The organism is Streptomyces sp. DG1A-41, assembly GCF_037055355.1.
GTDB lineage: Bacteria > Actinomycetota > Actinomycetes > Streptomycetales > Streptomycetaceae > Streptomyces.
The window spans coordinates 2,003,435-2,022,340 of record NZ_CP146350.1 but is presented as its reverse complement, the minus strand read 5'-3'; the positions used below and the strand labels follow the sequence as shown (position 1 = coordinate 2,022,340).

The window sequence follows — 18,906 nt, the reverse complement described above, 5'->3', positions numbered from 1 at the left end:
CGCCGCTTGTGCACGCTTTCACGAGGGTCCGTCATGGCCTTACTCCCAGCGGAAGAACCGTCCGGCCGCCGCCAGCCCCACGACCGCCCAGACGCCCAGGATCCCCAGATCGGCCCAGGGCATCCCGGCCCCGTGCTGGAGCACGTCCCGCAGGCCGTCGGACAGGGCCGAGATGGGCAGCAGGCCGAGCACGTCCTGCGCGGCGGAAGGGAACTTGTCGAGCGGCACGATGACCCCGCCGCCGACGAGCAGCAGAAGGAACACCAGGTTGGCGGCGGCGAGCGTCGCCTCGGCCTTCAGCGTCCCGGCCATCAGCAGGCCGAGGCCCGAGAAGGCCGCCGTACCGAGGACCAGGAGCAGCAGGACGGCGAACGGGTTGCCGTGCGGCGACCAGCCGAGCGCGAAGGCGATCACCGTCAGCAGGATCACCTGGAGCACCTCGGTGACCAGCACGGACAGCGTCTTCGCCGTCATCAGGCCCCAGCGGGGCAGGGGCGAGGCGGCGAGTCGCTTCAGGACGCCGTAGCGGCGCTCGAAGCCGGTCGCGATGGCCTGGCCGGTGAACGCGGTCGACATCACCGCGAGCGCGAGGATGCCGGGGGCGAGGAAGTCGACGGCCTCGCCGGCACCGGTGTCGACGATGTCCACGGTGCTGAAGAGCACCAGGAGCAGGGTCGGGATGACGACGGTCAGCAACAGCTGCTCGCCGTTGCGCAGCAGCATCTTCGTCTCGAGTACGGCCTGGGCCGCGATCATGCGGGGGAGGGGCGCCGCGCCGGGCTTCGGCGTGTACATCCCGGTGCCGGTGGCGGTCACGAGCGCAACTCCTTGCCGGTCAGCTCGAGAAAAACGTCTTCGAGGGTGTGCCGCTCCACCGAGATCTTCTCCGGCATCACGCCGTGCTGGGCGCACCAGGAGGTGACCGTCGCGAGCAGTTGCGGGTCGACCTTGCCGACGACCCGGTACGAACCCGGCGTCAGCTCGGCGGCCGAGCAGTCGGCGGGCAGGGCCTTCAGCAGCGAGCCGACGTCCAGCCCGGGGCGGCCGGAGAAGCGGAGCGTGTTCTCGGCGCCGCCCCGGCACAGCTCCTCCGGGGAGCCCTGGGCGATGACCCGGCCCGCGTCGATGATCGTCACGTCGTCGGCGAGCTGCTCGGCCTCGTCCATGTAGTGCGTGGTGAGGATCACGGAGACCCCGTCCGCGCGCAGGTCCCGGACCAGGTCCCAGGTGGCGCGGCGGGCCTGCGGGTCTAGCCCGGCGGTCGGCTCGTCCAGGAACACCAGCTCGGGCCGCCCGACCACGGCCATCGCGAGGGCGAGCCGCTGCTGCTGCCCGCCCGACAGCCGCCGGTACGTCGTACGGCCGCAGGAGCCGAGGCCCAGGCGTTCGATGAGGGCGTCCACGTCCAGGGGGTGGGCGTGCAGCTTGGCGACATGGCGGAGCATCTCGTCGGCGCGGGAGCCCGAGTAGACGCCGCCGGACTGGAGCATGACGCCGATGCGGGGCCGCAGGTCCTGGGACTGTCTGACCGGGTCGAGGCCCAGGACGCGCACCGTGCCGGAGTCCGGCTTCCGGTACCCCTCGCAGGTCTCGACCGTGGTCGTCTTGCCCGCCCCGTTGGGGCCGAGCACGGCGGTCACACCCTCCCGGGCCACCAGGTCGAGCCCGTCCACCGCGGTCTTCGTGCCGTACCGCTTCACCAGGGCCTGGACCTGGACCACGGGCTCACTTCGCATGGCCCCGAGTCTAGGTACGCGCCCACCTCCCCGGACGGGCGGGTTGTCGATCCCCTCCTCCGTCCCGGTCCTCTCCGGGTGATGCCGTGGCCGGGCCAGGCGTGTCCGCACCGGCACGGCCCACCCGTCGGCGTTGACTGACCTCGTGACGACACTGCTGGCCGAAGTCCTGCCACTGGCTCTGGGAGCCGCGCTCAGCCCGGCTCTCTTCGTGGCAGCCGTCGTGCTCCTTTCCGACCCGGTCCGCCCCCGCTGGCGAGCGGGGTCGTTCACGGCGGGAGCCGCGGTTCCGCTCGCCGTCATCGGGGCGGCCGGACTCGTTCTCTTCCACCGAGCCCGAGGCCAGGGGCATTTCAGGGTCTCGCCGGTCGTCGACCTCGTCTTCGGTGCGCTCCTGCTGCTCTTGGCAGTGCGCACCGCGCTCAGACCCGCAGTCGGCACATCACACCGCCACCCGCGCCACGCCGTCACCAGTACCAGGGCGTGTGCTCTGCTCGGGGCCGGCCTCATGGCGGTGAACTTCTCCAGCCTGGCGCTGTTCGTTCCCGCGGTGAAGGAGATCGCCCTCGCCGACTCCGTATCGACGGCCGACCAGGTCGTCGTCCTGGCGATCGTCGTGGTGCTGGCGCTGCTCGCCGTACTCGTGCCGCTCGGGCTGTACTTGATCGCCCCTGCCCAGGCGCAAGCGCTGCTCACTCCGATGCTGGCCGCGGCGAAACGGCACACCCGCGCCATCGGCATGGTCATCTGCCTGGTCTTCGGCGTCTACCTGGCCATCAAGGGCGCCGCACGTCTGCGCTGAGACGGCCACGACCCCAGCGGAGGCTCCGTCGTCCCGGATCACGCAATCCTGCAAACCGTGCTCTTTGGGCTGTTCGGGTGAGCCGGATGTATCCGGCGTATACCGATCTTCTGTCGATGCTTCACTGGCCGTGGTCCGCCCGGGGTGGGACGCGGACGTCGTCTTCCTTCCGCAGAAAGGCAGTTGACCCATGATCAGATGCGCCGTGCTCTTCCGGATGAGGGCCGCTGCCGCCCTCGTCGCATGGGGGCTGCTGTGCGCAGCCCTAGTCGTCCTTCCCAGCCCGCGCGCGGCCGCCCAGCCCGTCGTCGGACCGGCACTGTTCGACGACTTCAACTACACCGACTACACGGATCCGCAGCTCACCCAGCGCGGCTGGACCCTGCGGTCCGGCCAGGGCGGGCCGGGCGTGCCCGGTGCCACGTGGAGGCCGCAGAACATCACCTTCGCCACCGAGTCCGGCAACTCCGTCATGACGATGCGCTCCGGCACCAACGGCACGGCGTCCGGCACCGAGCACACCGAGATCTACCAGCAGCGCAAGTTCCTGTACGGCACCTACGCCGCGCGGGTCCGCTTCAGCGACGTGCCGATCTACGGACCGGACGGCGACCGCATGGTGCAGACGTTCTTCACCATCTCACCGCTGAACTACCCGATGGACCCGGCCTACAGCGAGCTCGACTTCGAGTACCTGCCCAACGGCGGATGGGGCATCACCGGCAGTGCCCTGCTGGCGAGCTCCTGGGAGACGTACTCGGAGGACCCGCCGCAGGAGGAGCACGTCACCACACAGGAGCGTGCGAGTTTCGCCGGCTGGCACGACCTGGTCATCACCGTCGACAGCACGGCGATCACCTACTACATCGACGGCCGGCTCTTCGCCAGGCACAGCGAGCCGTACCTGCCCGAGTCGACGATGAGCATCCGCTTCAACCACTGGCTGATCAACCTGCTGGGGATCAACAGCCGTAAGACACGCGCGTACGAGGAGAAGGTCGACTACGTTTACTTCGTCCGGGACCAGCTGCTCAGCCCGGCCGATGTGCAGGCGGCTGTCGCCGACTACCGGTCGCGGGGAGTGTCTTTCGAGGACACCGTCTGAGGTGCCCGCAGACGGCGGGGCGGGTCAGGACGAGGCGGCCGCCCCGCTCGCGGCGGCGATCGGCAACCGGGCGGTGAAGGTGGTGCCGCGGCCCTCCTCGGAGTGCACCTCCATCTCGCCGCCGTGGTTCGCCACGATGGTGCGGACGATGGTCAGGCCCAGACCGGTGCCCGGAATGGCCGCGTCCGTGGCATTCGATGCACGGAAGAACCGCTGGAAGAGCTTCTCCTGTTCAGCGGCGGGGATGCCGATGCCGGTGTCGCTGACGCTCAGGACCGACTCGCCGTCCCTGTCCTCGGCACGTACGGTGACTTTCCCGCCCTTCGGGGTGAACTTGACGGCATTGGACAGCAGGTTCATCACGACCCGGTCGAGTTGGTCACTGTCCGCCTCCAGTATCAGGGGGCGGGATGGACAGTGTGTCTCCAGGGTGACGGAGGCGGCCTCGGCGGCAGGCCGGATGGCGTCGGCCGCCGAAGCCACGAGCAGGCACAGGTCGACCGGTTCCTTCTTGGAGCCGAACACCCCCGACTCGATGCGCGACAGGGTCAGCAAGTCCTCGATGAGCGCCCGCAGACGGTTGGCGTTGCGGTCGACGACGTCCAGCATGTGCAGCTGCGGCGGGCTGAGTGGCCCGGTCTCCTCGTCCTTCAGCAGCTCGATGTATCCCACGATGCTGGTCAGCGGGGTGCGCAGCTCGTGGGAGACGGTGGACAGGAAGTCGCTCTTCGCCTTGTCCAGGGCGCGCAGCTTCTCCACCAGGTGCGTCTCCTTCTTGTAGAGCTGGGCGGTGTGCAGTGCGCGGCCGACGCCGGCGGCCATGGACTCGGCGGTCTCGATCTCCACCGGGAGCCAGGGGCGATCCGGCCGGGTCCGCGCGAGGAAGACGGCACCGAGCGGTTTCTCACCGACGCCGAGCGGGACGACGAGCACGCCCACCAGGCCCAGCGTCTCGGCGGCTGCCCGAGCGTCCTGCGGCAGGCCGCCCTCGCCGAAGGACCCGGGCGCCCCGGGCAGCGGTGATCCCTCGGCCAGCACGGCGGGCAGATCGTTGAGGCACCAGGCCGTTCCCCGCCGGTAGTGGTCGCGCACCACGTCGAAAGGGATGGGCGGAATCGGCTGGTCCTGCGCGGGGAGCAGCCCCCTTCCCGCGATCCAGGCGCGTGCCACGCGCACGAGGGGACTGTCCTCTTCGGTGAGGAGAACGAAGGCGTGGTCGGCCTCCAGCCCCTCGCCGATTCCGGCGCACGCCGTGTCGAGGACCTGATCGACGTCGAGGTGCTCACGGATGCGGACGCCGACGGCCCGTGCGGTGTGTGCCAGTCTGGCGCGCTCCTGCTCGATCGCCCGCAGCCGGTCGCTCTCGTCGGCGAGCGCGTTCACCGACCGCGCCACCGCCCTGATCTCCTCCGGTCCCTCCTCCTCGGCCCGCGCCGAGTGTTCGCCCGAGGCCAGCCGGCAAAGGGTCCCAGCCGTGCTCTGCAGCGGCCGGGTGAGGGCGCGGGTGGTGCGGACCGCCGTGACGACGGCCAGTGCCCCGCCTGCCGCCAGCAGGACGCCAATGCCCGCGAAGCTGCCGTTGAGGAACGCGTCGGCCCGGTCCTCCAGACGCTGCATGTCACCGGTGACCTGCATCTCCAGCCGCTGGTTGGTGGTGTCGAACGCCGTGAACTCCCGGGCCGCCTCGGCGGTCAGTCGGCTCGCGGCTGCGCTGCCGGGAGTGGCCATCGCCTGCTGGTCGGCGACGCGTACGTAGGCACGCAGCTGCCGGTCCTGCGTCGCGAGATCCCGCTGGGCCGACGCGGTGGCGGTCCGCCTGGCCTCGGCAAGGGTGGCGAAGGGCTCGTCGCGCATTTGGTGGTAGCTGCTCCTCGCGGCCGTGTCACCGGTGAGCAGATAGGTGCGCACGGCACGGCTCATACGGGTCACCTGGTCGCGCACGCGCATGTTCTCGCGGAGCACCGGCTCAAGTCGGCTCACCCGATCGTGCATGTGGTCCGCCACCTTGGCGGTGGTCAGTGACCCGGCTCCCACGAGCAGCAGCAGAGCGATCAGCAGTCCGAAGGCCATGGCGAGCCGGCGTGCCACGCAGTCGCAGGGCAGCCGTACGGGCAACCTCATGGACGACCACCGCCCTCCCGCTCCCGCTGGGACGGGCCGAATCCGCTGCGAGTCATGGCCCCCCACACCTGTGGGGCCCCGTGCAGCGCGTCCCACATACCGCGCAGCCGCCACCACGCCGTGACCTGGCGGTAGCCGATGTTCTCGACGAGCACGCCGACGAGGGCGCCCCACACGTCCCGCCACCGTGAGAAGCGGTGGCAGGCGTATTCCTCCACCGCGACCGACACCAGGCTGACGACCATCGCGTAGGCGTAGGCGGCCAGCATGAAGCGCCACAGGAAGTCCGCGTCGACCGCGCCGATCAGCACACCCAGGGGCACCAGCACGAGACCGGCGAGTTCCACCAGCGGGGCCGCCAGTTCGAAGAGCACGTAGAACGGCAGCGCCACCAGTCCGATGCGGCCGTAGCGCGGGTTGCCGATCATGCGGCGGTGCTTGATCAGGATCTCGGTCAGACCGCGGTGCCACCGACGCCGCTGGCGCCCCAGGACCCGGAGGCTGGAGGGTGCTTCGCTCCAGGCGATCGGCTCGGTGACGAAGACGACGCGGTAGTCGCCGTGGCGGCGGCCCTGCTCGCGCAGGTGCCGGTGGAGGCGGACGACGAGTTCGGCGTCCTCGCCGATGCATTCGGGGTCCATGCCGCCCGCCGCCACCACCACGTCCCGGCGGAACAGGCCGAAGGCGCCGGCGATGATCAGCAGCCCGCCGACCTTGGACCATCCGGTACGGCCGAGGAAGAAGCCGCGCAGGTACTCGATGACCTGGGCCTGTCCGAGCACGTCCGCGGGGACGCGTGCCTCGACCACGCGCCCGGCCTGGATGGTGCAGCCGTTGGCGACACCGACCACGCCACCGGTCGCCACCACCCGCAGCGGGTCGTCGCTGAACGGTTTGGCCACGGCCAGCAGGGACTGGGAGTCGAGGATGGAGTCGGCGTCCACCATGCACAGCAGCGGATAACGCGCCAGGTTGATCCCGACGTTGAGCGCGTCAGCCTTGCCGCCGTTGCCCTTGCGGGCCACCACCAGGGGCACCGGAGCTCCGCGGGGCAGATGCACCGAGGTGACGCTGCCCCGCATGGGGACGTCTTCGGGTACGACGTGGTCGACCTCGGCGAGGTGGAAGGCGTCGGCCAGGGCGTCGAGCGTGCCGTCGCTGGAGCCGTCGTCGACGACGATGACCTCGAACACCGGATAGTGCAGCAGCAGCATGGCCCGTACGGCCTCTGTGATGCCCGCCGCTTCGTTGTACGCGGGCATGATCACCGAGATGGGCGGGGTGAAGGGACTGCTGGAGGCGTCCTCGTAGCCGGCGAAGGGGGCCCGGCGCAGCCTCCTGACCACTTCAGCCAGGGCGAAGAGGATCAGCACCAGATAGCCGGTGTTGATGGCCAGGAAGTAGAGGACGATGGCCGTGTCGCACACCGCGATCAGGCCGTGCAACGTGCCCAGCAGTCCGTCCCACATCTCGACGTCCGCCGCGCTCACAGAGTCACCTCCAACAGGAGGTCGTGACGCACTCCCGCGACGGCAGCCTCCCCGAGGGCGGCCCTGGCCTGGGCGGCGGCGGGCGTGCCCGGGCGGCCGTCCGCGGCCTCCCGCAGTGCCACCTCACCCGCCGGGCCGAGCCGCAGCAGCGCCCGCGCGGCCGTGCCGGCCACATGCGGGTCGGCGTCGGCGAGCAGCTCCGTCAGCGGGCCCGTCGCGGCGCAGGCCCCCAGACTGCCCAGGGCCCCGGTCGCCGCGATGCGCAGGGCACCCGGCTGACCGGTCCGGATGGCCGCCAGGAGCGGGTCCAGGCCGTCGGGCATGCCCAGCCTGCCCAGCGCGCGTGCCGCCCGGACCCGTACCTCGGTCTCCGGACCCTCGCGCAGCGCACAAACGACCTCGGTGGTGCTGGCAATCGCTCTGGTCACGCCGAGCACCTCGATCGCCACGGCCCGGACGGGGGGCGCCGGGTCCTGAAGTCCTGCGGCGACCCGGAACTGCGCGTCAGGGCCGAGGGAGACCAGCGCCGCGGTGACTACCTGGTACGGCACGGTCCGCGGTCCGTGCAGGCTCCTCAGCAGGTACGGTACGGCCATCGGATCACCCGTTCGGCCGAGCGCCCGCGCCGCGGCCAGCCGCACCTCCGGGTCACGGTCGTCGAGCAGACGGCACAGTGACGGGGCCGCCGGCCGGTGGCGGAGCTGACCGAGTACATGTGCGGCGCGTCCCCGCCGGGCCGCGCTGCGGCTGTGCAGCTCGGCGATGCAGTCCTCGGGGGACCCGCGGCGCTCGAACAGGGGGACCAGCGCCGCGCGCGCTCTTCCGGAGACTTTGCCCAGCATCGCCGTGACGGTCGGCTCCAGCGCGGCCCAGGTGCGCCTGTCGATGCGCGACAGGCGGTCCAGCAGCTCGCTCTGCGCGTCCTCCTCGGCGCACAGCAGTTCCAGCAGCAGGCCGCGTACCGGCGCCGCGACCCGCTCGCGTCTGCGCTCCCGGAATAGGCGGACGCAGCGGATGGAGGCGGTCAGCAGGACGAGCGCCAGCGCAACGGCCAGCAGGCACAGCAGCGCGCCGGTGACGAAGTCGAGGGGAATCACCGCTCGACCCGGGTGAGCACCGCGTTGACCCGGCTGGACAGTTCGCGCGGGCTGAAGGGCTTGATGATGTAGTCGTCGGCGCCCGCGGCGAAGCCGAGTTCGACGTCTCCCTCCTGAGACCGGGCGGTGATCAGGATGACGGGGAGCGACGCGGTGTCGTGGGCCGCGCGCAGCTCCCGGCAGACGTCCAGTCCCGACATCCCCGGCATCCGTATGTCGAGGAGTACGAGATCCAGCGGCTGCCGACGCGCCACTTGCAGCGCCGACATGCCGTCCTCCACAGGCGTGACCTGGTGACCGCTCTGACTCAGCTTGAACGCCACGAGGTCGCGAATGTCGGCGTCGTCGTCGGCTATCAGAACACGGGCCATCACTCCTCCTGTGATACGGCGTTCCGGTAGGAGGCGAGGAGCCGTGCCACCGCCGCCTGCCGGAACGGCTTGGCCAGCAGGCCCGTCGCCAGCTCCCTCAGATCGTCCGAGTCGAGCACGGAGGAGACGACGAGGTGGCACTCCTTCGTCCGGTCGTCCGCCCGCAGCCTCCGGACGACTTCCCGCCCGTCGATCCCGGGCAGCAGCACATCGATGATCGCCATGTCCGGAGGGTCGGCGAACGCCCGATCCAGGCCCTTCTCACCCGAGTCGGCCACGGTCACCCGGCAGTCCAGGCCACTGAGGTACCGCTCCAGCAGGGCGCTCACATCCCGGTCGTCCTCGATGACCAGTACGTGGACGGGTACGTGTGGAGAGTTCATCGCTGTCCCGGGAAGTAGGGCATTGACCTCCAAAATAGGGTTTATAGGCATCATGTGCCACAGGAGGTAACCCCCGACGCTTGGCACCGGCCTCCGTACGAGATCAGCGGGGGCTCAGGCGGCCCGGCTCAGGACTGTTTCTCGCGGGAGCGGTGCTGCGGCAGCCACTGCTCGGCGTAGGCCACCGCGTCCTCCACCGGGAACAGCCGCGCCTCGGCCGCCCCCACCTTTCCGCGTACGACGGGACGGTCCCGCTCGAAGTCGTAGCCCAGCTCGTCGAACCGGTCCGAGCTGATCGACACCTCGATCACGGTCTCCCAGCCCTCGGAACCCGGTCGGCCCACGGCGACGCGCGGGGACGGTATCCGGTACTCGGCGAGGTGGAAGCTGGTGCAGGAGGCGTAGCCGACGCCGAGCAGCGGGACCCGGGCGCCCATGGTCTCCAGCTTCGCGAGCGGGCTGCGCTCGCCCAGCCGGCAGTCGGGGGCGTGGCCCTCGATCACCTCCGCCGCGCGCGGGCCGACCGCCGCGAACGAGGTCTGCGGATGGGCACTGCGCAGCGCGCCGGGCCAGGTGCGCACGGTCTCCGGGACGACGCCGACCCCGCGCGCGGGTGTGATCCGGGGGTCGTAGGCGGGCATCGTGGCGCGGATGGCCGCCCACCATTCCGGGGGCACGGGCGGGTTGCCCCACAGGGCCGGGTCCGAGAGGTCGCCGGTCTGTGTCGGAACCACCAGCGTGCCCTCCGGGCCGAGCACGTCGAGCAGCCCCTGGACCACCGCGACGGCGCCGCCGTTGACCCAGCCGAGGGAGCTGAGCGAGGAGTGCACGAGGAGGGTCTCGCCGGGGCGCACGCCCAGCTCGGACAGCTGTCCACCCAGTGTGTCCCGGGTGACAAGAGGGCCGGTCGGAGGGGGTGTGGACATGGTTCGGGAGTGTCCCCGAAGCGGCTTCGGCATGCCACCGGTTTGCTCGATCAGAGATCATTTCCGCAGGTCAGATTAGGTTTACCTAAGTGATGCAGCGCACCTTGGGGGTTGCCGGACGCGGCTTGCCCGGCCCCGATGAATTACGCAACAATGGCGTTGTGAAAAACGTCGACGAGGCTCGGGAGACCCCCATGGGGGCCCCTCAGGAGGAGCTCGCGACCGGGGAGCGGTCCACCCGCAACCGCGTCGCGCGGTCCATCCTGGACCACGGCCCGTCGACCGTCGCCGAGCTCGCCGAGCGCCTGGGCCTCACCCAGGCGGCCGTACGCCGGCACCTCGACGCCCTCACGGGCGACGGTGTCGTCGAGGCGCGCAAGCAGCGGGTCTACGGCGCGCGCACCCGCGGCCGGCCGGCCAAGGTGTTCGCCCTGACCGACTACGGCCGGGACGCCTTCGACCAGTCGTACGACAAGCTCGCGGCGGACGCGCTGCGCTGGATCGCCGACCGCGAGGGCGGGAACGAGGCGATCGCCGCCTTCGCCCGCGCCAGGATCGCCGCGCAGGCGGGCGCGTACCGCGAGGCGGTCGAGGCCGCCGCGCCCGAGCGGCGTACGGAAGCCCTGGCCAAGGCGCTGAGCGCCGACGGGTACGCTGCTACGGCGCGCAGTGCGCCCCATCCGCAGAAGGGTGAGCAGCTCTGCCAGCACCACTGCCCGGTCGCCCACGTCGCCGAGCAGTTCCCGCAACTGTGCGAGGCGGAGACGGAATTTTTCGCCGAGCTGCTCGGTACACACGTACAGCGGCTCGCCACCATCGCGCACGGCGACGGCGTCTGCACGACGTTCATCCCCAAGATTTCCCACAACGCATCTGCAAGCACGGCCGGGAGGAACCCCGCATGACTCTCCCCACGGAGACTGCCCACCCTGAGCTCGAGGGCCTGGGCAAGTACGAATACGGCTGGGCCGACTCCGACACGGCCGGCGCCTCTGCCAAGCGCGGCATCAACGAGGACGTCGTCCGCGACATCTCCTCCAAGAAGAGCGAGCCGGAGTGGATGACCAAGCTCCGTCTCAAGGGCCTGCGCCTGTTCGAGAAGAAGCCCATGCCGAACTGGGGCTCGGACCTGTCGGGCATCGACTTCGACAACATCAAGTACTTCGTGCGCTCCACGGAGAAGCAGGCGGCCTCCTGGGAGGACCTGCCCGAGGACATCAAGAACACGTACGACAAGCTGGGCATCCCCGAGGCCGAGAAGAACCGCCTCGTCGCCGGTGTCGCCGCGCAGTACGAGTCGGAGGTCGTCTACCACCAGATCCGCGAGGACCTGGAGGAGCAGGGCGTCATCTTCCTCGACACCGACACGGCCCTGAAGGAGCACCCGGAGCTCTTCAAGGAGTACTTCGGCACGGTCATCCCGGCCGGCGACAACAAGTTCGCCGCGCTGAACACCGCCGTGTGGTCCGGCGGCTCCTTCATCTACGTGCCGAAGGGCGTGCACGTGGAGATCCCGCTCCAGGCCTACTTCCGCATCAACACCGAGAACATGGGCCAGTTCGAGCGGACCCTGATCATCGTCGACGAGGGTGCCTACGTGCACTACGTCGAGGGCTGCACCGCCCCGATCTACAAGTCGGACTCGCTGCACTCCGCGGTCGTCGAGATCATCGTCAAGAAGAACGCCCGCTGCCGCTACACGACCATCCAGAACTGGTCGAACAACGTCTACAACCTGGTCACCAAGCGCGCCGTGGCCTACGAGGGCGCGACCATGGAGTGGGTCGACGGCAACATCGGCTCCAAGGTGACGATGAAGTACCCGGCCGTCTACCTGATGGGCGAGCACGCCAAGGGCGAGACGCTGTCCATCGCCTTCGCCGGCGAGGGCCAGCACCAGGACGCGGGCGCCAAGATGGTCCACATGGCGCCGAACACGTCGTCCAACATCGTGTCGAAGTCCGTCGCGCGCGGTGGTGGCCGTACGTCCTACCGCGGTCTGATCGAGATCGGCGAGGGCGCCTCGGGCTCCAAGTCGAACGTGCTCTGCGACGCGCTGCTGGTCGACACGATCTCCCGCTCGGACACCTATCCCTACGTGGACGTCCGCGAGGACGACGTGTCCATGGGCCACGAGGCCACCGTCTCCAAGGTCTCCGAGGACCAGCTCTTCTACCTGATGAGCCGCGGCCTGAGCGAGGACGAGGCCATGGCGATGATCGTGCGCGGCTTCGTCGAGCCCATCGCCAAGGAGCTCCCCATGGAGTACGCGCTGGAGCTCAACCGGCTGATCGAGCTGCAGATGGAAGGCGCGGTCGGCTGATCCCCGCCGCAGTCCATCAGCCCCCTTACGTAACGGAAAGCGAGCATTACGACAGCCATGGCTGAGGCCCAGAACATCCCGGTGGGCTCCACCACCGCCGGCTCGATCGCGGTGGCGGCCGAGTCGACCGTCGCCACCCGCATGAGCGCGCCCCCCTCCTTCGACGTGGCGGACTTCCCCGTTCCGCACGGCCGTGAGGAGGAGTGGCGGTTCACCCCGCTCGAGCGCCTGCGCGGGCTGCACGACGGCACCGCCGTGGCCGGCGGCGACGGACTGAAGGTCGACGTCCAGGCCCCCGAGGGCGTCACCGTCGAGACCGTCGGCCGCGACGACGCGCGGCTCGGCAAGGCGGGCACCCCCGTGGACCGCGTCGCCGCGCAGGCCTACTCGGCGTTCGAGAAGGCCTCGGTCGTGACCGTCCCGAAGGACACCGTACTCACCGAGCCGATCCGCATCGCGGTGCACGGCGAGGGCGGCATCGCCTTCGGCCACCAGGTGATCGAGCTGGGCGCCTTCGCCGAGGCCGTCGTGGTCATCGACCACACCGGTGACGCGGTGCTCGCCGCCAACGTCGACTACCTCCTGGGCGACGGCGCCAAGCTGACCGTCGTCTGTGTCCAGGACTGGGACGACAAGGCCGTCCACGTCGCCCAGCACAACGCGCTCGTCGGCCGCGACGCCTCCTTCAAGTCGGTCGTCGTCACCTTCGGCGGCGACGTCGTCCGGCTGCACCCGCGCGTCACCTACGCCGGTCCCGGCGGCGAGGCCGAGCTGTTCGGCCTGTACTTCACCGACCGGGGTCAGCACCAGGAGCACCGCCTCCTGGTCGACCACAACGTCCCGCACTGCAAGTCGAACGTCGTCTACAAGGGCGCGCTCCAGGGCGACGACGCGCACGCGGTGTGGATCGGCGACGTGCTCATCGAGGCCGCCGCCGAGGGCACGGACACGTACGAGATGAACCGCAACCTGGTCCTCACGGACGGGGCGCGCGTGGACTCCGTACCGAACCTCGAGATCGAGACCGGCGAGATCGTCGGCGCCGGCCACGCCTCGGCCACCGGCCGCTTCGACGACGAGCAGCTCTTCTACCTCATGGCCCGCGGCATCCCGGAGCACGAGGCCCGCCGTCTGGTGGTCCGCGGCTTCTTCGCCGAGCTGGTCCAGCAGATCGGCCTCCCGGACATCGAGGAGCGCCTGATCGCCAAGATCGAGGAGGAGCTGGAGGCGGCGGTCGGATGACCTTCGTACGCGCCTGTGGACTCGGCGAGCTGGAGGAGGACACCCCGAAGCGGGTGGAACTCGACGGCACGCCCGTGTCCATCGTGCAGACCGAGGGCGAGGTGTTCGCGATCCACGACATCTGCTCGCACGCGAACGTCTCCCTGTCGGAGGGCGAGGTCGACGACTGTCACATCGAGTGCTGGCTGCACGGCTCGCGCTTCGACCTCCGCTCCGGCAAGCCCGACGCCCTTCCCGCGACGCGCCCCGTCCCCGTATACCCCGTAAAGATCGAAGGGGACGACGTGCTCGTCTCCCTCACCCAGGAGTCCTGAGGCACCCATGGCAACGCTTGAAATCCGAGACCTGCACGTCACCGTCGAGGTCGAGAACGGCACGAAGGAAATCCTCAAGGGTGTCGACCTCACCGTGAAGCAGGGCGAGACGCACGCCATCATGGGCCCCAACGGCTCGGGCAAGTCGACCCTCGCCTACTCCCTCGCGGGACACCCGAAGTACACGATCACCGGCGGCACCGTCACCCTCGACGGTGAGGACGTCCTGGAGATGTCCGTCGACGAGCGGGCCCGCGCCGGCCTGTTCCTGGCGATGCAGTACCCGGTCGAGGTCCCGGGTGTCTCCGTGTCGAACTTCCTGCGCACCTCCGCGACCGCCATCCGCGGCGAGGCCCCCAAGCTGCGCACCTGGGTGAAGGAGGTCAAGGAGGCCATGGAGCGCCTCAACATCGACCCGTCCTTCGCCGAGCGCAACGTCAACGAGGGCTTCTCCGGCGGTGAGAAGAAGCGCCACGAGATCCTCCAGCTGGAACTGCTCAAGCCGAAGATCGCGGTCCTCGACGAGACCGACTCCGGCCTGGACGTCGACGCGCTGCGCGTCGTGTCGGAGGGCGTGAACCGCGTCCGCGACACGGGCGAGGTCGGCACCCTGCTGATCACGCACTACACGCGCATCCTCCGCTACATCAAGCCCGACCACGTGCACGTCTTCTCCGGCGGCCGGATCGTCGAGTCCGGCGGTGCCGAGCTCGCCGACAAGCTGGAGGAAGAGGGCTACGAGGCATACACGAAGGGTGGCGCATCCGCGTGACACAGCTGCCGGGCCTCCTCACCGAGTCCAATCTTCTTGGCGAGGCGCTCCGCAAGGACTTCCCCATCCTGGACCGCCAGGTCCACGACGGTAAGAAGCTCGTGTACCTGGACAACGCGGCGACCAGCCAGAAACCGCGTCAGGTGCTGGACGCCCTCAACGAGTACTACGAGCGCTACAACGCCAACGTCCATCGTGGCGTGCACGTCCTCGCCGAGGAGGCCACGGCGCTGTACGAGGGCGCGCGTGACAAGGTCGCGGAGTTCATCAACGCGCCGTCGCGCGACGAGGTGATCTTCACCAAGAACGCCTCGGAGTCGCTCAACCTCGTGGCGAACATGCTGGGCTGGGCCGACGAGCCCTACCGGGTGGACTCCGAGACCGAGATCGTCATCACGGAGATGGAGCACCACTCCAACATCGTGCCGTGGCAGCTGCTCGCGCAGCGCACGGGCGCGAAGCTGAAGTGGTTCGGCCTGACCGACGACGGCCGCCTGGACCTGTCCAACATCGACGAGGTCATCACGGAGAAGACGAAGATCGTCTCCTTCGTGCTGGTCTCCAACATCCTGGGCACCCAGAACCCGGTCGAGGCCATCGTGCGCCGCGCCCAGGAGGTCGGCGCGCTGGTCTGCATCGACGCCTCGCAGGCCGCGCCGCACATGCCGCTGGACGTGCAGGCCCTCCAGGCCGACTTCGTGGCCTTCACCGGCCACAAGATGTGCGGCCCGACGGGGATCGGCGTCCTCTGGGGCCGCCAGGAGCTCCTCGAGGACCTGCCTCCGTTCCTCGGCGGCGGGGAGATGATCGAGACGGTCTCGATGCACTCCTCGACCTACGCCCCGGCGCCCCACAAGTTCGAGGCGGGCACGCCACCGGTAGCGCAGGCGGTGGGCCTGGGCGCGGCGATCGACTACCTGTCCTCGATCGGCATGGACAAGATCCTCGCCCATGAGCACGCGCTCACCGAGTACGCCGTAAAGCGGCTGCTGGAGGTCCCGGATCTGCGCATCATCGGCCCGACGACGGCCGAGGAGCGCGGGGCGGCGATCTCCTTCACCCTCGGGGACATCCACCCGCACGACGTGGGCCAGGTCCTCGACGAGCAGGGCATCGCGGTCCGGGTCGGCCACCACTGCGCGCGGCCGGTCTGCCTGCGGTACGGAATTCCTGCGACCACGCGAGCGTCGTTCTATCTGTACTCCACGCCGGCCGAGATCGACGCGCTGGTCGACGGCCTGGAGCACGTACGGAACTTCTTCGGCTGAAGGGCGTGCTAGACGGTGAAACTGGACTCCATGTACCAGGAAGTCATCCTGGACCACTACAAGAACCCGCACGGGCGGGGCTTGCGGGATGGCGACGCCGAGGTGCACCACGTCAACCCGACGTGCGGTGACGAGATCACACTGCGCGTGAAGTACGACGGAACGAAGATCGAGGACGTCTCGTACGAGGGCCAGGGCTGCTCGATCAGCCAGGCCTCGGCCTCCGTACTGAACGAACTCCTCGTCGGCAAGGACTTCTCCGAAGCGCGGAAGATCCAGGAGACCTTCCTGGAGCTGATGCAGTCCAAGGGGAAGCTCGAGCCCGACGACGCGATGGAGGACATCCTGGAGGACGCGGTCGCGTTCGCCGGGGTGTCCAAGTACCCGGCCCGGGTCAAGTGCGCCCTGCTGAGCTGGATGGCCTGGAAGGACGCGACGGCCCAGGTGCTGGGCGGAGCCGACGCCGATAAGGAGACGACGGCATGAGCGAGACCGTGGAGATGAAGCCGGCCTCGGAGGAAGAACTCCGTGAGGCCCTGATGGACGTCGTCGACCCCGAGCTGGGCATCGACGTCGTCAACCTCGGCCTGATCTACGGCATTCACGTCGACGAGTCGAACATCGCGACCGTCGACATGACCCTGACCTCCGCGGCCTGCCCGCTGACGGACGTCATCGAGGACCAGGCCAAGTCCGCCACGGACGGCCTCGTCAGCGAGCTGCGCATCAACTGGGTCTGGATGCCGCCGTGGGGCCCCGACAAGATCACGGACGATGGGCGGGAGCAGCTTCGGGCGCTCGGGTTCAACGTCTGAGATCCACTGACTGACGAAGGGGCGCCACCCTGCCGGGGTGGCGCCCCTTCGCATGTTCAGTCCAGCCCTGCCACCAGCCGGAACGCCGAGTCCGCGAGGTACAGGCCGTCGTGCTGGTACGGCTCCAGGCGGAGCTGGAAGTTGCGGTGGCGCAGGAAGCGGCCCGGATAATTCACGGACTCCAGCATGACCGCGCCCGAGGAGGCCGCGGGACGGGGGCAGAAGGTGGCGTCCTTGTCGAACAGGGCCGAGCCGTCGTCGGTGTCCTCGACCAGGACGAAGTTGCGGTGGCGGAGGAAGCGGCCGTCCGCCGTGGTGAAGGAGTGGCAGGAGGAGTCGGCGAGGCCGGAGACGCGCTGGAAAGTGGCGTCCTCGCGCTGCTCGGGGCCGGAGCCGATCTCGTCCAGGCGGACGTAGCCGTCGCGGACCCGCCAGTAGCGGTCGGGGTAGTTGACCGAGCGTATGGATATCCCGTGCGAGGCCGGTGCCTTCGGGGCCTTCGAGGTGGCGTGGGACGCCGGGGGCTTGGGGGCCTTCTTCTGCGGCTCCGGACTCGGGTCCGCGCTGGTGGGCGCGCTCGTGGTGGGGGTCGGGGACGGGCGGCCGCCGTCCGCGCCCGGGGTGCCGTCGGCACTCTTGGAGGGGGTCGCGAAGGAGATCAGGCCGCCGGGGGCCGAGCTGCCGAGGGTGGTCGGCTCCGCCGCCTCAGGGGGCAGCTCTCCGGACTCGTTCTCCATCACGGTGACAGCCGTGACGCACGCGGTGATCGTGGCCAGGGCGAGCGCGCCCGCCAGCCAGAGCCGCCGGGTTCCCGGTGCCCGGGTGGTGTCCGGGGCCCAGCCGCTCTCCCACGGGCGGTCCAGTGGGGGCCGGGACTTGTCTTGTGGCATGCGCTGTTTCCTCCGGCGGGCACCCTTGACTGCCGTGCGGTTGTGGTCGCCCGGTGTGTGATCGCTGACACGGTAGTGGACCCGAGGGACCACTGGGAGAGGTTTGTTGAAAGCGGTATCTCCCCTCTCGTTGTGTACGGGTGTACAGGTATTGTGTACGCTCGTACACATGGGTTATCTGCTGCTGGCCGCGGCCATCGCCGCCGAGGTGGGCGCCACCACCGCCATGAAGTACAGCGAGGGCTTCAGCAGGCTCGGGCCCTCGCTGCTGACACTCCTCGGCTACCTCGTCTCCTTCGCGCTGCTCGCGCAGACGCTGAAGACCGTCTCCGTCGGAACGGCCTATGCGATCTGGGCCGGTGTCGGTACCGCGGCCATCGCCACGATCGGGTTCGTCTTCCTCGGGGAGGGGATGACGGTCGCCAAGGCCGCCGGGATCGCGCTGATCATCGTCGGGGTCGTGGTGCTGAACCTGGGAGGTGCCCACTGATGCCCCGGCGCTACGACCCCGAGCGGCGGCAGCGGATCATCGACGCGGCGATCCGGGTCGTCGGGGCGAAGGGCATCGCCGGGCTGAGCCACCGCACCGCCGCCGCCGAGGCCGATGTGCCGCTCGGCTCGACGACGTACCACTTCAAGACCCTCGACGAACTGCTGGTCGCCGCGCTGCGGCAGGCCAACGAGGGCTTCGCCAAGGTCGTCGCCGGGCGCGGTGGGCTGGAGGATCCCCGGACCGATCTGGCCGCCGAGCTCGCCGCGTGGATGGGGGAGTGGCTCGCGGGTGATCGCACGGGCGTCGAGCTGGAGTACGAGCTGTACCTCGCCGCCCTCCGCCGACCGGCCCTGCGGCCCGTCGCCGCCGAGTGGGCCGAGGGACTCGCCGAACTGCTGTCGCGGCGTACGGATCCGGTGACCGCGCGGGCGCTGGTGGCGGTCATCGACGGCATCTGTCTCCAGGTGCTGCTCACCGGGGTGCGGTACGACGAGGCGTATGCGCGGGAGGTGCTGGGGCGGGTTGTCGCGGAGGCGCGGGGGTGATGGCGGTGGTGGGTTGGGGTGGGGTGGTTTTCGGGCTGCGGGGATGGTGCCGGTGGGCGGGGGTTTCGCGCTGCCAGGGTGTGGTGCCGGTGGCGGGTCGTCGCGGGGGCGTGGGTGTGGTGCCGGTCGCGGGGCGGTTGCCGGGCTGCGGGAGTGTGTGCCGGTGGCGGGCCTGCTGCTGGGGCGCGGGAGTGTGTGCCGGTGGCCCGGTCG

The 18,906-nt window shown here is 69.8% G+C and carries 21 protein-coding genes; 12 read left to right on the top strand and 9 right to left on the bottom strand.

The genetic code is table 11. From position 1 onward, the window contains the following. Positions 1 to 39: 39 nt before the first annotated feature. Together V8690_RS09525 and V8690_RS09520 are read right to left on the bottom strand one after the other, a co-directional pair. Positions 40 to 795 carry an ABC transporter permease gene (locus tag V8690_RS09525; protein WP_338785299.1) on the bottom strand — a complete coding sequence of 252 codons (756 nt, stop codon included), beginning with the start codon at positions 793 to 795 and terminating at the stop codon, positions 40 to 42. Between the two features lie 17 nt (positions 796 to 812). Then, a complete protein-coding gene (locus tag V8690_RS09520; RefSeq protein ID WP_338777285.1) occupies positions 813 to 1,736 on the bottom strand; it encodes an ABC transporter ATP-binding protein in 924 nt (307 codons plus the stop codon). Between the two features lie 145 nt (positions 1,737 to 1,881). Here V8690_RS09520 and V8690_RS09515 point away from each other — a divergent pair, with 145 nt between their 5' ends. Then, entirely contained in the window at positions 1,882 to 2,538 is a 657-nt protein-coding gene (locus V8690_RS09515) for a GAP family protein (RefSeq protein WP_338777284.1), read from the top strand. Between the two features lie 190 nt (positions 2,539 to 2,728). Beyond that, entirely contained in the window at positions 2,729 to 3,643 is a 915-nt protein-coding gene (locus V8690_RS09510; protein WP_338777283.1) for a glycoside hydrolase family 16 protein, read from the top strand. Positions 3,644 to 3,667: 24 nt separating this feature from the next. Here the strand turns inward: V8690_RS09510 and V8690_RS09505 are convergent, their stop codons facing one another. From V8690_RS09505 to V8690_RS09480, 6 genes are all read right to left on the bottom strand, one after another. Continuing rightward, on the bottom strand, positions 3,668 to 5,764 hold the full coding sequence (locus V8690_RS09505; protein WP_338777282.1) for an ATP-binding protein: 2,097 nt from the start codon (positions 5,762 to 5,764) through the stop codon (positions 3,668 to 3,670). Beyond that, positions 5,761 to 7,254, bottom strand: a complete 1,494-nt coding sequence (locus V8690_RS09500) for a glycosyltransferase family 2 protein (protein WP_338777280.1) — start codon at positions 7,252 to 7,254, stop codon at positions 5,761 to 5,763. The genes V8690_RS09505 and V8690_RS09500 overlap by 4 nt, the downstream gene beginning before the upstream one ends. After that, entirely contained in the window at positions 7,251 to 8,351 is a 1,101-nt protein-coding gene (locus V8690_RS09495; RefSeq protein WP_338777278.1) for a HEAT repeat domain-containing protein, read from the bottom strand. Before V8690_RS09495 ends, V8690_RS09500 begins: the two co-directional genes overlap by 4 nt. Continuing rightward, a complete protein-coding gene (locus tag V8690_RS09490) occupies positions 8,348 to 8,722 on the bottom strand; it encodes a response regulator (RefSeq protein WP_338777276.1) in 375 nt (124 codons plus the stop codon). Before V8690_RS09490 ends, V8690_RS09495 begins: the two co-directional genes overlap by 4 nt. After that, positions 8,722 to 9,105 carry a response regulator gene (locus tag V8690_RS09485; RefSeq protein ID WP_338777275.1) on the bottom strand — a complete coding sequence of 128 codons (384 nt, stop codon included), beginning with the start codon at positions 9,103 to 9,105 and terminating at the stop codon, positions 8,722 to 8,724. Before V8690_RS09485 ends, V8690_RS09490 begins: the two co-directional genes overlap by 1 nt. 128 nt (positions 9,106 to 9,233) lie before the next feature. Further along, positions 9,234 to 10,031, bottom strand: coding sequence for an AAC(3) family N-acetyltransferase (locus V8690_RS09480; RefSeq protein ID WP_338777274.1), 798 nt, complete (start codon positions 10,029 to 10,031; stop codon positions 9,234 to 9,236). Between the two features lie 161 nt (positions 10,032 to 10,192). Between V8690_RS09480 and V8690_RS09475 the strand changes: the two genes are divergently transcribed. The 8 genes from V8690_RS09475 to V8690_RS09440 are packed head-to-tail and all read left to right on the top strand — an operon-like array spanning position 10,193 to position 16,765. Further along, on the top strand, positions 10,193 to 10,936 hold the full coding sequence (locus tag V8690_RS09475; RefSeq protein WP_338777273.1) for an ArsR family transcriptional regulator: 744 nt from the start codon (positions 10,193 to 10,195) through the stop codon (positions 10,934 to 10,936). Continuing rightward, on the top strand, positions 10,933 to 12,354 hold the full coding sequence (gene sufB, locus V8690_RS09470; protein WP_338777271.1) for a Fe-S cluster assembly protein SufB: 1,422 nt from the start codon (positions 10,933 to 10,935) through the stop codon (positions 12,352 to 12,354). Before V8690_RS09475 ends, sufB begins: the two co-directional genes overlap by 4 nt. Before the next feature lie 57 nt (positions 12,355 to 12,411). Beyond that, complete coding sequence (sufD, locus tag V8690_RS09465; protein ID WP_338777269.1) at positions 12,412 to 13,596, top strand: Fe-S cluster assembly protein SufD; 1,185 nt, start codon at positions 12,412 to 12,414, stop codon at positions 13,594 to 13,596. Then, the gene (locus V8690_RS09460) at positions 13,593 to 13,910 is read left to right on the top strand and encodes a non-heme iron oxygenase ferredoxin subunit (protein ID WP_020273986.1); all 318 of its coding nucleotides are present in this window, start codon (positions 13,593 to 13,595) and stop codon (positions 13,908 to 13,910) included. The genes sufD and V8690_RS09460 overlap by 4 nt, the downstream gene beginning before the upstream one ends. Before the next feature lie 7 nt (positions 13,911 to 13,917). Then, the gene (gene sufC, locus V8690_RS09455; RefSeq protein WP_020273987.1) at positions 13,918 to 14,682 is read left to right on the top strand and encodes a Fe-S cluster assembly ATPase SufC; all 765 of its coding nucleotides are present in this window, start codon (positions 13,918 to 13,920) and stop codon (positions 14,680 to 14,682) included. Beyond that, positions 14,679 to 15,950 carry a cysteine desulfurase gene (locus V8690_RS09450; protein ID WP_338777263.1) on the top strand — a complete coding sequence of 424 codons (1,272 nt, stop codon included), beginning with the start codon at positions 14,679 to 14,681 and terminating at the stop codon, positions 15,948 to 15,950. Before sufC ends, V8690_RS09450 begins: the two co-directional genes overlap by 4 nt. Positions 15,951 to 15,965: 15 nt before the next feature. Further along, positions 15,966 to 16,436, top strand: a complete 471-nt coding sequence (gene sufU / locus V8690_RS09445) for a Fe-S cluster assembly sulfur transfer protein SufU (RefSeq protein ID WP_338777261.1) — start codon at positions 15,966 to 15,968, stop codon at positions 16,434 to 16,436. Next, positions 16,433 to 16,765, top strand: coding sequence for a metal-sulfur cluster assembly factor (locus V8690_RS09440; protein WP_003989431.1), 333 nt, complete (start codon positions 16,433 to 16,435; stop codon positions 16,763 to 16,765). The genes sufU and V8690_RS09440 overlap by 4 nt, the downstream gene beginning before the upstream one ends. Positions 16,766 to 16,821: 56 nt before the next feature. On the opposite strand, the gene V8690_RS09435 is transcribed toward V8690_RS09440, so the two are convergent. Beyond that, positions 16,822 to 17,655: an AbfB domain-containing protein gene (locus V8690_RS09435; RefSeq protein ID WP_338777258.1), complete on the bottom strand. Its 834-nt coding sequence runs from the start codon at positions 17,653 to 17,655 to the stop codon at positions 16,822 to 16,824. A gap of 169 nt (positions 17,656 to 17,824) precedes the next feature. Between V8690_RS09435 and V8690_RS09430 the strand changes: the two genes are divergently transcribed. Beyond that, complete coding sequence (locus V8690_RS09430) at positions 17,825 to 18,145, top strand: multidrug efflux SMR transporter (RefSeq protein WP_338777256.1); 321 nt, start codon at positions 17,825 to 17,827, stop codon at positions 18,143 to 18,145. After that, a complete protein-coding gene (locus V8690_RS09425) occupies positions 18,145 to 18,693 on the top strand; it encodes a TetR family transcriptional regulator (protein ID WP_338777254.1) in 549 nt (182 codons plus the stop codon). The genes V8690_RS09430 and V8690_RS09425 overlap by 1 nt, the downstream gene beginning before the upstream one ends. The last annotated feature ends 213 nt before the right edge of the window (positions 18,694 to 18,906 follow it).